The 13,868-nt window shown below is 55.6% G+C and carries 13 protein-coding genes and 2 tRNA genes; 10 read left to right on the top strand and 5 right to left on the bottom strand.

Annotated elements, in window-relative coordinates; translation table 11 throughout:
- Positions 1-13: 13 nt before the first annotated feature.
- From SIK97_RS21560 to SIK97_RS21550, 3 genes are all read right to left on the bottom strand, one after another.
- Positions 14-101, bottom strand: a tRNA-Ser gene (locus SIK97_RS21560).
- A gap of 145 nt (positions 102-246) precedes the next feature.
- A complete protein-coding gene (locus SIK97_RS21555) occupies positions 247-924 on the bottom strand; it encodes an isochorismatase family protein (protein ID WP_014228814.1) in 678 nt (225 codons plus the stop codon).
- 20 nt (positions 925-944) lie between these two features.
- Positions 945-1,805, bottom strand: coding sequence for a pirin family protein (locus SIK97_RS21550; RefSeq protein WP_014228815.1), 861 nt, complete (start codon positions 1,803-1,805; stop codon positions 945-947).
- A gap of 114 nt (positions 1,806-1,919) precedes the next feature.
- On the opposite strand from SIK97_RS21550, the gene SIK97_RS21545 reads away from it, so the two are divergent.
- Positions 1,920-2,825 (top strand): LysR family transcriptional regulator, encoded by a 906-nt coding sequence (locus SIK97_RS21545; RefSeq protein ID WP_014228816.1) that lies wholly within the window; start codon positions 1,920-1,922, stop codon positions 2,823-2,825.
- Between the two features lie 349 nt (positions 2,826-3,174).
- Here SIK97_RS21545 and SIK97_RS21540 read toward each other — a convergent pair.
- Positions 3,175-3,262: transfer RNA gene (locus tag SIK97_RS21540), tRNA-Ser, on the bottom strand.
- Between the two features lie 268 nt (positions 3,263-3,530).
- Between SIK97_RS21540 and ghrA the strand changes: the two genes are divergently transcribed.
- From ghrA to SIK97_RS21505, 7 genes are all read left to right on the top strand, one after another.
- A complete protein-coding gene (ghrA, locus tag SIK97_RS21535) occupies positions 3,531-4,469 on the top strand; it encodes a glyoxylate/hydroxypyruvate reductase GhrA (protein WP_032749611.1) in 939 nt (312 codons plus the stop codon).
- An 85-nt stretch (positions 4,470-4,554) separates the two neighbouring features.
- On the top strand, positions 4,555-5,292 hold the full coding sequence (locus SIK97_RS21530) for a phosphatase (protein ID WP_025106900.1): 738 nt from the start codon (positions 4,555-4,557) through the stop codon (positions 5,290-5,292).
- Between the two features lie 22 nt (positions 5,293-5,314).
- Entirely contained in the window at positions 5,315-5,869 is a 555-nt protein-coding gene (locus tag SIK97_RS21525; RefSeq protein ID WP_057173144.1) for a molecular chaperone, read from the top strand.
- Between the two features lie 103 nt (positions 5,870-5,972).
- Positions 5,973-6,464, top strand: a complete 492-nt coding sequence (locus SIK97_RS21520; RefSeq protein WP_014228820.1) for a DUF1097 domain-containing protein — start codon at positions 5,973-5,975, stop codon at positions 6,462-6,464.
- 289 nt (positions 6,465-6,753) lie between these two features.
- Complete coding sequence (locus SIK97_RS21515) at positions 6,754-7,059, top strand: type 1 fimbrial protein (protein ID WP_014228821.1); 306 nt, start codon at positions 6,754-6,756, stop codon at positions 7,057-7,059.
- 89 nt (positions 7,060-7,148) lie between these two features.
- The gene (gene ymdB / locus SIK97_RS21510; RefSeq protein ID WP_014228822.1) at positions 7,149-7,703 is read left to right on the top strand and encodes an O-acetyl-ADP-ribose deacetylase; all 555 of its coding nucleotides are present in this window, start codon (positions 7,149-7,151) and stop codon (positions 7,701-7,703) included.
- A 46-nt stretch (positions 7,704-7,749) separates the two neighbouring features.
- Positions 7,750-8,340, top strand: coding sequence for a TetR/AcrR family transcriptional regulator (locus SIK97_RS21505; protein WP_004849849.1), 591 nt, complete (start codon positions 7,750-7,752; stop codon positions 8,338-8,340).
- A 36-nt stretch (positions 8,341-8,376) separates the two neighbouring features.
- On the opposite strand, the gene mdoC is transcribed toward SIK97_RS21505, so the two are convergent.
- Complete coding sequence (gene mdoC / locus SIK97_RS21500; protein ID WP_014228824.1) at positions 8,377-9,537, bottom strand: glucans biosynthesis protein MdoC; 1,161 nt, start codon at positions 9,535-9,537, stop codon at positions 8,377-8,379.
- 251 nt (positions 9,538-9,788) lie between these two features.
- Here mdoC and mdoG point away from each other — a divergent pair, with 251 nt between their 5' ends.
- Both mdoG and mdoH read left to right on the top strand, forming a co-directional pair.
- A complete protein-coding gene (mdoG, locus tag SIK97_RS21495) occupies positions 9,789-11,342 on the top strand; it encodes a glucans biosynthesis protein MdoG (RefSeq protein ID WP_004101027.1) in 1,554 nt (517 codons plus the stop codon).
- Complete coding sequence (mdoH, locus tag SIK97_RS21490) at positions 11,335-13,863, top strand: glucans biosynthesis glucosyltransferase MdoH (protein WP_014228826.1); 2,529 nt, start codon at positions 11,335-11,337, stop codon at positions 13,861-13,863. The genes mdoG and mdoH overlap by 8 nt, the downstream gene beginning before the upstream one ends.
- The last annotated feature ends 5 nt before the right edge of the window (positions 13,864-13,868 follow it).

Below are 13,868 nucleotides of genomic sequence, written 5' to 3'. Positions count from 1 at the left end.
TCTTCTTAAAATATGGCGGTGAGGGGGGGATTCGAACCCCCGATACGTTGCCGTATACACACTTTCCAGGCGTGCTCCTTCAGCCACTCGGACACCTCACCATATTGTTTTGTCGCTCACCTTGGGTGGGCAACGGGGCGCTACTATAGGGAGTTGCGCTAAAACGGTCAAGCAGTATTTATGCTTTCGCTATCGTTCGGTTAAGCAATGAACACTGCCCCGCCGTAGCACGGCGGGGCAGTCATTTTAACGCTGTGAATCAAGCTGTTCGTTATTCTTCACCACGTCCTGAGCTTTGGCGTAGCTCTCAATCAGCAGCTGGTATGCCGGGAAGACCTTGGTATACACCTCGGCCCACTCAGCGGCATCCGGGCGGTTCCAGGTGCGCTGCAGTTCAGAAGCAACCGCTGCGGTATCCATCGGCACGACGCCAGCCTGGACGACGCGGGCGAGGGTGATTTCCTGCGCCATCTTGCTATAGGTACCGGAAGCATCAATGACGGCAAAAACCTTATAGCCATCGGCGACGGCGGCAATGGACGGGAACGCCATGCAGACGCTGGTAATGGTACCGGCGATAATCAGCGTTTTACGCCCGGTCGCTTTTACCGCGGCAACAAATTCCGGGTTATCCCACGCGTTAATCTCTCCTTTACGCGCAATATATTGCGCATGGGGCGCGTTCGCATGAATCTCAGGGATCAGCGGGCCGTTTGGTCCCTGCGGCACTGACGCCGTGGTGATCACCGGGATCCCGGCTAATGAAGCCATCTTCGCCAGCGCGGCGGCGCGCGCCCGCAGCTCCGGCATCGGCATATCACCCACGGTCTGGAACAGACCGCTCTGGTGGTCAATCAGCAGCATGGCGGTATCATTGACATCAATAACCGGACGAGAACCATTAAAGTTAGCTGGGGTAGACATATTATTCACCTCATTCAGTATCAGATTTGGCCGAAGCGGCCGCTATTAAAATCACGAACCGCTTCCGCGATTTGTGCTTTGGTATTCATCACAAAGGGGCCGTAGCCCACGATCGGCTCCTGCAGCGGTTCACCGGCCATCAGCAGTACTTTTGCGTTGCTACTGGCCGAGAGGTGGAGCGCTTCTCCTTTCTGGCTGAGCACCACCAGCTGACCCTCGCGGGCGCTACCCTCGCCGTTCACCACCACTTCACCTTCCAGAACGACCAGCGCCGTACTCCAGCCGGCAGGCTGATGCAGCGTGATTTCCTGGCTCTGGTTAAGCTGCAGGTCCCAGACGTTAAGCGGAGAAAACGTGTGCGCAGGGCCGACAATATCTTCGTAGCGCCCGGCAATAACCCGCATATGGCCCGCATTATTCGGCAGCTCAACGTCCGGAATCACATCAGCAGTGATGCTCTGGTATCCCGGCTGCGTCATTTTGTCTTTCGCCGGGAGGTTGACCCAGAGCTGAATCATTTTCAGCTCGCCGCCGGTACGGGTAAATTCCGCCGAGTGGAACTCTTCATGCAGGATCCCGGCGCCTGCGGTCATCCACTGCACATCGCCCGGTCCAATGACGCCGCCTCTGCCGGTAGAGTCACGATGTTCAACTTCGCCGGAATAGACCACGGTGACGGTTTCAAATCCGCGATGCGGATGTTCGCCGACGCCGCGTTTGCCTGTCCCCGCCGGGAAGTGATGGGGGCCTGCGTAGTCGAGCAGCAGGAAGGGGCTTAGCTGTTCGCCGTGAGTCTGGTAAGAGAACATTGAGCGAACCGGGAAACCATCGCCTACCCAGTGCTGTGAAGGCGCGGTGTAGATACCTGTAATTTGTTTCATGGTAGTCTCCTGAATAGCTGTTTCTGATGTGAATAAGCATATATTCGCCACTAATAGTCCGCTAGATAGCAAAAATGACCTATACTGTTCTAAAAATGGAACGATGGGGGAAGGATGCAGGATCTCAATGACTTAGCCTGGTTCGTACAGGTGATCGATCACGGTGGTTTTGCCGCGGCGGGCAGGGCGCTCGATCAACCCAAATCCAAGTTGAGCCGTCGTATCGCCCAGCTAGAAGAACGCCTCGGCGTCCGTTTGATTCAACGTACAACCCGGCAGTTTGCGGTAACGGAAGTTGGCCTGACCTTTTATCAGCACTGCAAAGCGATGCTGATCGAGGCGGAAGCGGCAGAACAGGCGGTGGAAACCCTGCGTTCCGAGCCGCGCGGGAGCGTAAAGCTGACCTGCCCGGTAACGCTATTGCATGCGCATATCGGGCCGATGCTGGCACGGTTTATGGTGCGCTATCCGGGCGTGAATCTGCAGCTGGAAGCGACTAACCGACGCGTTGATGTTGTTGGAGAGGGCGTCGACGTCGCGATTCGCGTACGTCCAAGGCCGATAGAAGATAGCGATCTGGTGATGCGTGTTCTGGCCGATCGCGGGCACCGTCTGGTCGCCAGCCCACGGTTGGTGGAGCGGCAGGGGCAGCCTCAGGTTCCTTCAGCGCTAAGCGATTGGCCGGGGTTAAGCCTGGGGGCGGGCAAGCATCAGCATAAGTGGCAGTTGACCGGCCCGGAGGGGGCAAGGGCGGAAATCTACTTTACTCCCCGGCTGGTCACCACGGATATGCTGGCGCTCCGTGAAGCGGCCATTGCCGGCGTTGGGGTGGTACAGCTTCCTTTATTAATGGTGCGCGATCAGTTGGCCGCCGGAGAGCTGGTGGTTGTCCTCGATGAGTGGCAACCGCGCAGGGAGGTGATCCATGCGGTGTTTGCCTCTCGTCGCGGATTACTCCCCTCGGTCAGGGCGCTGGTGGATTTTCTCAGCGAAGAGTATCAGCGGATGGAAGAGGATTAGCATTTGCCACAATCCCGGCGGCGGCGCGATGCGCCTGTCCGGGCTCGGATTACCGGCGATCTGCGGCCCGGTAGCCCGGCTAAGCGCAGCGCAAGCCGGGAAGAAGCCACAGCAATACCACCTCACGGCATATTCCCCGGGTTGCGGCGTAAACGCCTTACCCGGGCTACGGGCTATCGGCAATCTGCGGTACTGTAGCCCGGGCACGCGCATCGCGCCGCCCCCGGGAGAAGAGCATGGAGTAGCAGAATTTCCCGGAGGCGATGCTGCGCATCTGTCCGGGCTACCGGACGGGGTGCTATATGCGAAAAAAAAAGCCCGTACTTGCGTACGAGCTCTTCTTAAAATATGGCGGTGAGGGGGGGATTCGAACCCCCGATACGTTGCCGTATACACACTTTCCAGGCGTGCTCCTTCAGCCACTCGGACACCTCACCATATTGTCTTTCCCGTTGTTGCCGGGAACGGGCGCTAATTTAGGGAAATACGTATCTCCCGTCAATCAACTTTTTTAAAAAATCGCGCGTTTAGCCAAACTTCAAGCAACTTGCTCCCTAAATGGGCGAAAATCGATTTTTTTATCGCCATTCCCTTTTTCGCACGCTCGGCGAATGAAATTTGCTATGCTGGCAATCCAATAGAAAACAACGAGTAAAACGCGACGCTAACCTAACCTGCCAGCAGCGTCGGCTATCAGGAGCCTTTATGGATATCATCTTTTACCACCCCACGTTCGACACCCCTTTCTGGATTACGGAACTGGAAAAACAGCTGCCCGGCTCGCGCGTCCGCGAGTGGAAACCCGGAGATAATCAACCCGCTGACTATGCGCTGGTCTGGCATCCGCCGGTAGAAATGCTCCAGGGCCGCCAGCTTAAAGCCGTCTTTGCCCTGGGCGCCGGCGTCGATTCAATCCTCAGCAAACTGCGGGAACACCCGGAAATGCTGCCGCTGTCAACTCCGCTGTTCCGTCTGGAAGACACCGGCATGGGGCTGCAGATGCAAGAATACGCGGTGAGCCAGGTGTTGCACTGGTTCCGTCGTTTTGATGACTATCAGGCATTAAAACAAGAGGCGCGGTGGCAGCCGCTGGAGGAGTATCAGCGTGAAGATTTCACCATCGGCATTATGGGCGCGGGCGTGCTTGGCGCGAAAGTGGCCGAAGCCCTGCAAAGCTGGGGTTTTCCGTTACGCATCTGGAGCCGCAGCCGCAAATCCTGGCCGCAGGTCACCAGCTTTGCCGGAGAAGAGGAGCTGAATGCGTTCCTCAACGGAACACGAGTGCTGATAAACCTGCTGCCCAACACGGCGGAAACCGTTGGAATTATTAATAGCGCGCGCCTGGCGCAGCTGCCGGAAAACAGCTACGTGCTGAATCTGGCTCGCGGTGTTCATGTGGTGGAAGACGATCTGCTGGACGCGCTGAATAGCGGCAAGTTGAAAGGCGCGATGCTGGATGTGTACAGCCGCGAACCGCTGCCTGAAGCGAGCCCGCTTTGGCGGCATCCGCGAGTGGCGATGACGCCGCATGTTGCCGCCGTCACCCGGCCACTGGAAGCCATGGCTTATATCGCCAAAACCATCGGTCAGTTAGAACGAGGTCAAACGGTCAGCGGGCAGGTCGATCGCCAGCTGGGATACTAAGCGACAGCCCCGCGTGAGCGGGGTTTTTGCTGATCACAGGCGCAGATTCCTGCTATTCTTGCCACAAACAGAGAAGGAGATTGTGATGTATCCTGTTGACCTGCACATGCATACCGTCGCCAGCACCCACGCCTACAGTACCCTGCACGATTATATTGCAGAAGCAAAGCGCAAGGGGATCAAACTCTTTGCTATTACCGACCACGGGCCCGATATGGCCGATGCGCCTCACTACTGGCATTTTATTAATATGCGTATCTGGCCGCGGCTGGTGGAGGGCGTTGGTATCCTGCGCGGTATCGAAGCCAATATCAAAAATACCCAGGGCGAAATTGACTGTACCGGCCCGATGCTCAACTCGCTGGACCTGATCATTGCCGGTTTTCACGAGCCGGTGTTCCCTCCAAAGGATAAAGCAACGCATACCGAAGCGATGATCGCCACGATAGCGAGCGGCGCGGTGCATATCATTAGCCATCCGGGTAATCCTAAGTTTCCCGTTGATATCCCGGCCATTGCCGCGGCAGCGGCGAAGCACCACGTGGCGCTGGAAATCAATAACTCATCCTTTGTTTCGTCGCGCATTGGCAGCGAAGATAACTGCCGTGCCGTTGCCGCGGCCGTACGCGATGCCGGCGGCTGGGTTGCGCTGGGCTCGGATTCCCATACGGCATTCACGCTTGGTGAATTTAGCGAATGTCGCAAAATCCTCGATGCTGTTGATTTTCCGGAAGAGCGAATTCTTAACGTGACGCCGCGGCGTCTGCTTAATTTTCTTGAATCGCGTGGGATGCCTGCGATTCCTGAGTTTGCTGAACTTTAATTTGAATAACTGGAATAAATGAATGAACGAGTTTTCAATCCTCTGCCGCGTGCTGGGCTCTCTCTATTATCGTCAGCCGCAGGACCCGCTGCTGGTGCCGCTGTTTACCCTTATTCGCGAAGGGAAGCTGGCAGCGAGCTGGCCGCTGGAGCAGGATGAACTGCTGGAGCGTCTGCAAAAAAGCTGCGATATGCCGTCTCTGGCCGCCGAATACAACGCGCTGTTTGTCGGTGAAGAGTGCCGCGTGGCGCCTTACCGTAGCGCATGGGTAGAAGGCGCTACGGAAGCTGACGTTCGTACTTTCCTCAGCGCGCATGGTGTCCCCACGGGGGAGGGCGCCGCGGATCATTTAGGCTCCTTGCTGCTGGCCGCTTCGTGGCTGGAAGATCACGCGCCGGAAAATGAAAGCGACGTTCTGGAAACCCTTTTCGCTGAGTATATTCTGCCGTGGTGCGGCGAGTTCCTGGGCAAAGTTGAAGCCCATGCAACCACGCCGTTCTGGCGCGCCATGGCCCCGCTGACTCGTGAAGCCCTCTCCGCCATGTGGGATGAGCTGCAGGAAGAAAATGAGCAATAAATTGTGATTAAGGTCACAATTTAGTTGCAACAAAATATTCTGAATTTCATTTAGTGTGCTCTGTGTCGCATTTGACGGGCGCGTTTCTGCTATGATACGCGCCATGAACATACTCTTCGCAATCGCATTAACGACGGGCATTCTCTCCGGTATCTGGGGATGGGTGGCGGTCGCATTGGGTCTGCTGAGCTGGGCAGGTTTCCTCGGCTGTACGGCTTACTTTGCCTGTCCGCAAGGTGGGTTAAAAGGGCTGCTTATTTCGACCTGTACGGTCATGAGCGGCGTGGTGTGGGCGCTGGTGATTATTCACGGTAGCGCGCTGGCGCCGCAGCTGGAAGTGGTTAGCTATATCATGACCGGCGTCGTGGCGTTTTTGATGTGTATCCAGGCGCGTCAGCTGATTCTCTCTTTTGTGCCGGGTACTTTTATCGGCGCGTGTGCGACGTTTGCCGCCGGCGGCGACTGGCGTTTAGTTGTGCCTTCACTCGCGCTGGGCCTGGTATTTGGCTATGCCATGAAAAATAGCGGCCTGTGGCTGGCGACCCGGGCGGAGAAAAATAAATCTCTGGCTAATCAAAGTCGCGAATCTTTTTAACCTATCCCACTTTTCATCACCAAAGAGCCCGTCGGGCTCTTTGGCTGTTTTTGCTGCCATGTATTACCTCATCATAAATCTTCCCGCCATTTTGTTTCTCCTTATATATCCGCAACTTTAACTGTACCGGGAGTTAGTGAATCGATTTTGTTAGCACATTTAAACAAATGATATTTTTTGTTTTTAAATTGTTAATATAATTAAATTGAAGTAAAAAAAATTAACTCGTCGCACTCATGGATGGCTGGTGCTCTTCAGTAGCTATACCGATATGCAGAGGAGTTTTATAATGAAAACAATTAGATATGCTTCGCTTGCAGCCCTGTTTATATTACCCTCGTTTATTAGCCCTGCGATCGCCGAACAGACCGTGGCTGGCGTCGTCCATTTTTACGGACGGGTGGTGGAAGCACCCTGCCAGCTCGATGCAATCAATAATCAGGTTATTATGGATTGCCCGCGGGCGGAGACGATTAAAATTTCCGCTCAGCAGCTTGAGAAAGGGAATATCCGCAACGAAAATATCCGTTCTGCGCAATTACGCTATATTAATCCGCAACGGACCCTCGCCATTCTGGATGTTGATTATCGGTAACCCTCTGCCCCCGGACTTTCGCCCCGGGGGCTATCGTGCCATATTATCCTCCTGTATTCCTTTCAAGACGTATGCCGACAGGAGGAGAAATGGCTGTTCAACCTGAAGTGGTTCTCGGCGATATTACCAGGCTTGAGGTCGATGTTATCGTCAACGCGGCTAATCCGTCGCTGCTTGGCGGCGGCGGGGTGGACGGGGCGATTCACCGCGCGGCAGGGCCGGAACTGCTGGCTGCCTGTAAAGTTGTGCGGCAACAGCAGGGAGAGTGTCCGCCGGGTCATGCGGTGATTACGGCGGCAGGAAATCTGCCCGCCAGCGCGGTGATTCACGCCGTAGGGCCGGTCTGGCACGGCGGTGACAGGCAGGAGGCGGAATTACTGGCTGACGTTTACAAAAATAGCCTGCTGCTGGCCTCGGCAAATAATTACCGATCCATCGCATTTCCTGCTATCAGCACCGGCGTATATGGTTACCCTAAACAGGCCGCCGCGGAGATAGCCGTGCGGACGGTAACTGCCTTTCTCACTCGCTACAATCCGCTGGAGCGCGTTTATTTCGTTTGTTTTGATAGCGAAACCGCCGGCATCTATACCCAATTACTCGAGGCGAGTCGCGCGCAACTCGGCCATCAGAATAAGATATGATAGTTTCCTGCAAAGGCGGGAAACTATCATAACGGGAGAGTCATCGGTGACTGAAGGGAAGGTTCTACAGAAACAACGGCTTCGCCGGATGGAAATTGTTGCCGCGGCACAAAAATGTTTCGCGGAAAAGGGCCTGCATGGCGCCTCCGTAGCGGATATTGCGCGTCAGGCTGGCCTTAGCGTAGGCCAGCTATATCGCGTTTTCGCCAGCAAAGAAGAGATCATCGAAGTTATCGTCAGCGAGATCGTGAATGCCAGAGTGGGTGAAATGGTTGCCGGGAATCATGATTTAGCCCGCATGGCTTCAGTTTTAGCCGGCGTGCTCCCCGCGACCGAGTCTACGAAAAACGATAATTATCTGCTGATGGAAATTAACGCCGAGGCGTCCCGAAATCCGCGCCTGCGTGAAATTATGATCCAGGCCGATCGTCGCCTGAAAGAGGAGGGCGGACGGCTTACCCGCCACTATCATCCTGAGATGACCGCGGAGCAAATTAGCGTCGCCTGCGAATTTATCGCGATATTAACGGAAGGGGCGGCATACCGTTGCGACCTGGCGACGGCCCCGACGGTAGATAAAGCGGCGATGGAGAGCCTGTACCGCGATGTCTTTCAGCTGTTGTTTGCGCAAAAATAGCGCTGCTATGTGCGTTCCACACAGCAGCTCCCTGTTTTAACTGGCGGAAATTTGCGGCTTAGCCGTCTTTTGCTGGAATTTTCCGGAAAAAAGAAAGCGCAACAGCGGTATCCGCAGATGAATTTCATACAGCACCAGTGCAATCCCGACAACAAAAACCAGCCCGGTGATAAATCCAAGGGTATTTGATTGAATGACCGGGGTTATCCATGCCCCGTAGAGCAGGGTCAGAGGGTGGTGCACCAGGTAGATAAATAGCGATGCGTTGACGAAGTAGGTCACCCGCGCGGACTGGAAATTCAACAAACGGTGGCCAAGCGAAAAGACCACGTTGACCATCCATAGCCCCAGCACCATCGTAATCATGTACTCCGTTTCGTACATCCAGCCATCGCCCGAGCCGTACTGCTGATTCAGTCGGTAGGCGATAAATCCCAGTAAAGCCGCCACAAAGCACCACGGCGAGGGAGTCGTGAACATCGTCTTCAGCCGCGCGTTAATAAACGTCTGGGCGCCCAGGATAAAGAAAGGCAGGTAGAACAGCGTTTGCATCACGATAAAGTTGAACAGACCGTTGCTGAGAATGGGCGGATAGAGAATAAAAATAGTGCGGCGAATGACCGCATACAGCACGCCCAGAGCGAGAAAAATCATCGACAGCTGGCCTAATGTGACGGTGTCACCAAAGGTGGGCGCAGCGGCAGAACGCGGTCGCGTCAGCCATTTGAACATCACCACGCCCAGCGACGTCAGGACCACCAGCACCAACAAAAACCACAGATGAGAGATCAGCTCCCAGGCGAGGGTGTTGAACTTGTCATAGCCTGACAGCGTATGCCAGTTATCCGCTTTACCGTTGACGTACTGCAGCATAATAAACTGCGGCAGGGTCAGGAGCGGGATCGCCGTTAACATGGGAATGCCGACGCGCTCAACGCGTACTTTCCACCATTTTTTCAGCGGATAGCGCAGAAAAAGCATGTAGGAAAAATAGCCGGAAATCACAAAGAAGACCTGCATGCGAAAGGCATGGATGAAGTCGTTAAATAACGTCAGCCACCACGAGGGCTCGGCGCTGTTAACATGCCAGCTGTGGCTGGAGTATATGAGCGAAATGTGAAAAGGGATGCCCAATAGCATCAGCCAGGCGCGGATGCTATCGAAAAAATATTCACGCTGTACCGGAGTATTATTCATACAATATCACTACATTCTCAGACAATTCGTCTTATCACTCAACGTGATAACGTTTAAATTCTCTGCAACCCTACATGAACTCTGGTTAACTGTCTCCAGGATAAGCACGCAAAGTGCAAACGGGGCAGTAACTGTGTATTCCCTGTGCCGCGATGCCGAACAATGCAGGGATTATGTTGTCGGAATGCCTGAGTTTCCATTAAAATAGATCGGATCGATTTAAGCACACAAAGGGGGAAGTGCTTACTTATATGAAACATAAACCACAGATGATGAAAATGCGTTGGTTAAGCGCAGCCGTAATGTTGTCCCTGTGTACTTCATCTGCATGGGCATTCAGCATTGATGACGTCGCAAAAGAGGCACAAACGTTAGCCGGCAAAGGCTTTGAAGCGCCTAAAAGTAACCTGCCCTCTGCCTTCCGCGACATGAAGTATGCGGACTATCAGCAAATTCAGTTTAATCACGACAAAGCCTATTGGAATAATCTGAAAAGCCCGTTCAAGCTCGAGTTTTATCACCAGGGAATGTATTTCGATACGCCGGTCACCATTAATGAAGTGACGGCAACCAGCGTACGTAAAATTAAATATAGCCCGGACTATTTTAATTTTGGCAACGTTCAGCACGATAAAGACACGGTTAAAGACCTCGGTTTTGCGGGCTTTAAGGTTCTGTATCCGATCAACAGCAAAGACAAGAACGATGAGATCGTCAGCATGCTCGGAGCCAGCTATTTCCGCGTGCTCGGTCAGGGCCAGGTATATGGGCTTTCTGCCCGCGGACTGGCTATCGATACCGCGCTGCCGTCCGGAGAAGAGTTCCCGCGCTTCCGTGAGTTCTGGATTGAGCGCCCTAAAGCCACCGATAAACGCCTGACGATTTATGCGCTGCTTGATTCCCCGCGCGCAACCGGCGCCTATCGCTTTGTGATCATGCCCGGTCGCGATACCGTGGTGGACGTGCAGTCTAAGGTCTATCTGCGTGACAAAGTCGGTAAACTGGGCGTGGCGCCGTTAACCAGCATGTTCCTGTTCGGGCCGCATCAGCCGTCTCCGACCACCAACTACCGCCCGGCGCTGCACGACTCCAACGGGCTGTCCATTCTTGCCGGTAACGGTGAGTGGATCTGGCGTCCGCTCAATAACCCGAAACACCTGGCCGTCAGCAGCTACGCAATGGAAAACCCGCAGGGGTTTGGCCTGCTGCAGCGCGGCCGTCAGTTCTCTCGTTTTGAAGACCTCGACGACCGCTACGACCTGCGCCCAAGCGCGTGGATTACGCCGAAAGGTGATTGGGGCAAAGGGAAAATCGAACTGGTCGAGATCCCGACCAACGATGAAACCAACGATAACATCGTCACCTACTGGACGCCGGATCAGCTGCCGGAACCCGGCAAAGAGATGAACTTCAAATACACCATCACTTTCAGCCGTGACGAAGACAAACTGCATGCGCCGGATAACGCTTACGTTATGCAGACCCGCCGTTCTACCGGCGACGTCAAGCAATCGAACCTGATCCGCCAGCCTGATGGCACCATTGCCTTTATTGTCGATTTCACCGGCGCCGAGATGAAAAAGCTGCCCGCAGATACGCCAGTGACTGCCCAGGCCAGCATCGGCGATAACGCTGAAATCGTCGAAAATACCGTGCGCTACAACCCAGTAACGAAAGGCTGGCGTATGATCCTGCGCGTCAAAGTGAAAGATCCTAAGAAAACCACGGATATGCGAGCAGCCCTGGTCAATACCGACCAGACGCTGAGCGAAACCTGGAGCTATCAGCTGCCTGCCAATGAATAAGATAACGAAGTACATCGACGCATTGCCGCTGTCGGATGCAGAAAAACGCGCGTTACCTGACGCAAGTCTGCAGGCCGTACATCAAGCACTGGACGCTGAACATCACGTTTACCACCGCGAAGACGACTCCCCACTGGGGTCGGTAAAATCGCGGCTGGAACACAGCTGGCCAGATTCACTGGCCGGTAACCAGCTGGTTAAGGATGACGAAGGGCGCACTCAGCTCAACGCCATGCCGAAAGCAAAACGCTCCTCCATGTTTCCGGACCCCTGGCGGACTAACCCGGTCGGGCGCTTCTGGGATCGGCTGCGCGGACGCGACGTGACGCCGCGCTATCTTTCTCGCCTGAGCCAGGAAGAGCAGGAGAGCGAGCAGAAATGGCGTACCGTCGGCTCTATCCGCCGCTACATTCTTCTGCTGCTGACGCTGGCGCAGACCGTGGTGGCGACGTGGTACATGAAAACCATTTTGCCCTACCAGGGCTGGGCGCTGATTAACCCGGCGGATATGGTGGGGCAGAACCTGTGGATCTCCTTTATGCAACTGCTGCCCTATGTGCTGCAGTCGGGGATCCTGATCCTGTTCGCCGTGCTTTTTTGCTGGGTCTCAGCGGGATTCTGGACCGCGCTGATGGGCTTCCTGCAGCTGCTCATCGGGCGTGATAAGTACAGTATCTCAGCCTCCACCGTCGGGAATGAGCCGTTGAACCCGGAGCATCGCACGGCGCTGATCATGCCGATCTGCAACGAAGACGTTGACCGCGTATTCGCCGGCCTGCGTGCGACCTGGGAGTCGGTAAAGGCCAGCGGCAACGCCGAGCACTTTGATGTCTATATCCTGAGCGATAGCTACAACCCGGATATCTGCGTGGCAGAGCAAAAGGCGTGGATGGAGCTCATTGCCGAAGTGCAGGGCGAAGGGCAGATCTTCTATCGCCGCCGCCGCCGCCGCGTGAAGCGCAAAAGCGGTAACATTGATGACTTCTGCCGCCGTTGGGGTAGCCAGTATAGCTACATGGTGGTGCTGGATGCCGACTCCGTCATGAGCGGTGAGTGCCTGAGCGGCCTGGTGCGCCTGATGGAAGCGAACCCGAATGCCGGTATCATCCAGTCATCGCCTCGCGCGTCGGGCATGGATACGCTGTATGCTCGCTGTCAGCAATTTGCCACCCGCGTCTACGGCCCGCTGTTTACCGCAGGGCTGCACTTCTGGCAGCTGGGTGAGTCGCACTACTGGGGACACAACGCCATTATCCGGGTGAAACCGTTTATTGAGCACTGTGCCCTCGCGCCGCTGCCGGGTGAGGGTAACTTCGCGGGTTCCATTCTGTCGCACGACTTCGTCGAAGCCGCATTGATGCGTCGCGCCGGATGGGGGGTCTGGATTGCTTACGATCTCCCCGGATCTTATGAAGAGCTGCCGCCGAACCTGCTGGACGAGCTGAAGCGCGATCGCCGCTGGTGTCAGGGGAACCTGATGAACTTCCGCCTGTTCCTGGTTAAAGGGATGCACCCGGTTCACCGCGCGGTGTTCCTGACCGGCGTGATGTCATACCTGTCGGCGCCGCTGTGGTTTATGTTCCTTGCGCTCTCAACTGCCCTGCAGGTGGTGCATGCGTTGACCGAACCGCAGTACTTTCTGCAGCCGCGGCAGCTGTTCCCGGTCTGGCCGCAGTGGCGTCCGGAGCTGGCCATTGCCCTGTTTGCTTCCACCATGGTGCTGCTGTTTCTGCCGAAGCTGCTGAGTATTATCCTGGTGTGGTGTAAAGGGCCAAAAGAGTACGGCGGATTTATCCGCGTGACCCTTTCTCTGCTGCTGGAGGTGCTCTTTTCGGTGCTGCTGGCGCCGGTGCGTATGCTGTTCCATACCGTGTTTGTGGTCAGCGCGTTCCTCGGCTGGGAAGTGGTGTGGAACTCGCCGCAGCGTGATGACGACTCTACCCCGTGGGGCGAAGCGTTTATGCGTCACGGCTCGCAGATGCTGTTGGGTCTGGTCTGGGCGGTGGGCATGGCATGGCTGGATCTGCGCTTCCTGTTCTGGCTGGCGCCGATTGTGGTGTCACTGATTCTGTCGCCGTTCGTGTCGGCCATTTCCAGCCGCGCCACCATCGGCCTGCGCACTAAACGCTGGAAGCTGTTCCTGATCCCGGAAGAGTACTCCCCGCCGCAGGTGCTTAAAGATACTGACGCTTATCTGACGCTCAACCGTCAGCGTTCGCTGGACGACGGCTTTATGCATGCGGTATTTAACCCGTCGTTTAACGCGCTGGCAACGGCGATGGCCACCGCGCGCCACCGTCACGGGCATATTCTGGATATCGCTCGCGAACGTCACGTTGAGCAGGCGCTGAACGAGACGCCGGATAAACTAAACCGCGATCGTCGTCTGGTATTGCTGAGCGACCCGGTCACGATGTCACGCTTGCACTATCGCGTGTGGGCCGCGCCGGAGAAATACTCTTCGTGGGTCGGCGCCTATCAGCAGCTGACGTTGAATCCGCTGGCGTTAAAAACGAAGTAAGCCGT

Source organism: Klebsiella sp. JN_Kp126, from assembly GCF_033843325.1.
In the GTDB taxonomy this organism is placed as follows: domain Bacteria; phylum Pseudomonadota; class Gammaproteobacteria; order Enterobacterales; family Enterobacteriaceae; genus Klebsiella; species Klebsiella michiganensis.
This window is presented reverse-complemented; position numbering and strand designations above follow the sequence as displayed.

What these genes read in the sequence shown, in the direction of transcription:
- SIK97_RS21530 (WP_025106900.1), top strand. Translation starts at nt 4,555, where the DNA reads ATGTATCCTGTTGACCTGCACATGCATACCGTCGCCAGCACCCACGCC.
- mdoC (WP_014228824.1), bottom strand. Translation starts at nt 9,537, where the DNA reads ATGAATAATACTCCGGTACAGCGTGAATATTTTTTCGATAGCATCCGC.
- SIK97_RS21550 (WP_014228815.1), bottom strand. Translation starts at nt 1,805, where the DNA reads ATGAAACAAATTACAGGTATCTACACCGCGCCTTCACAGCACTGGGTA.
- ghrA (WP_032749611.1), top strand. Translation starts at nt 3,531, where the DNA reads ATGGATATCATCTTTTACCACCCCACGTTCGACACCCCTTTCTGGATT.
- ymdB (WP_014228822.1), top strand. Translation starts at nt 7,149, where the DNA reads ATGGCTGTTCAACCTGAAGTGGTTCTCGGCGATATTACCAGGCTTGAG.
- SIK97_RS21515 (WP_014228821.1), top strand. Translation starts at nt 6,754, where the DNA reads ATGAAAACAATTAGATATGCTTCGCTTGCAGCCCTGTTTATATTACCC.
- SIK97_RS21545 (WP_014228816.1), top strand. Translation starts at nt 1,920, where the DNA reads ATGCAGGATCTCAATGACTTAGCCTGGTTCGTACAGGTGATCGATCAC.
- SIK97_RS21525 (WP_057173144.1), top strand. Translation starts at nt 5,315, where the DNA reads ATGAACGAGTTTTCAATCCTCTGCCGCGTGCTGGGCTCTCTCTATTAT.
- mdoG (WP_004101027.1), top strand. Translation starts at nt 9,789, where the DNA reads ATGAAACATAAACCACAGATGATGAAAATGCGTTGGTTAAGCGCAGCC.
- SIK97_RS21555 (WP_014228814.1), bottom strand. Translation starts at nt 924, where the DNA reads ATGTCTACCCCAGCTAACTTTAATGGTTCTCGTCCGGTTATTGATGTC.
- SIK97_RS21520 (WP_014228820.1), top strand. Translation starts at nt 5,973, where the DNA reads ATGAACATACTCTTCGCAATCGCATTAACGACGGGCATTCTCTCCGGT.
- mdoH (WP_014228826.1), top strand. Translation starts at nt 11,335, where the DNA reads ATGAATAAGATAACGAAGTACATCGACGCATTGCCGCTGTCGGATGCA.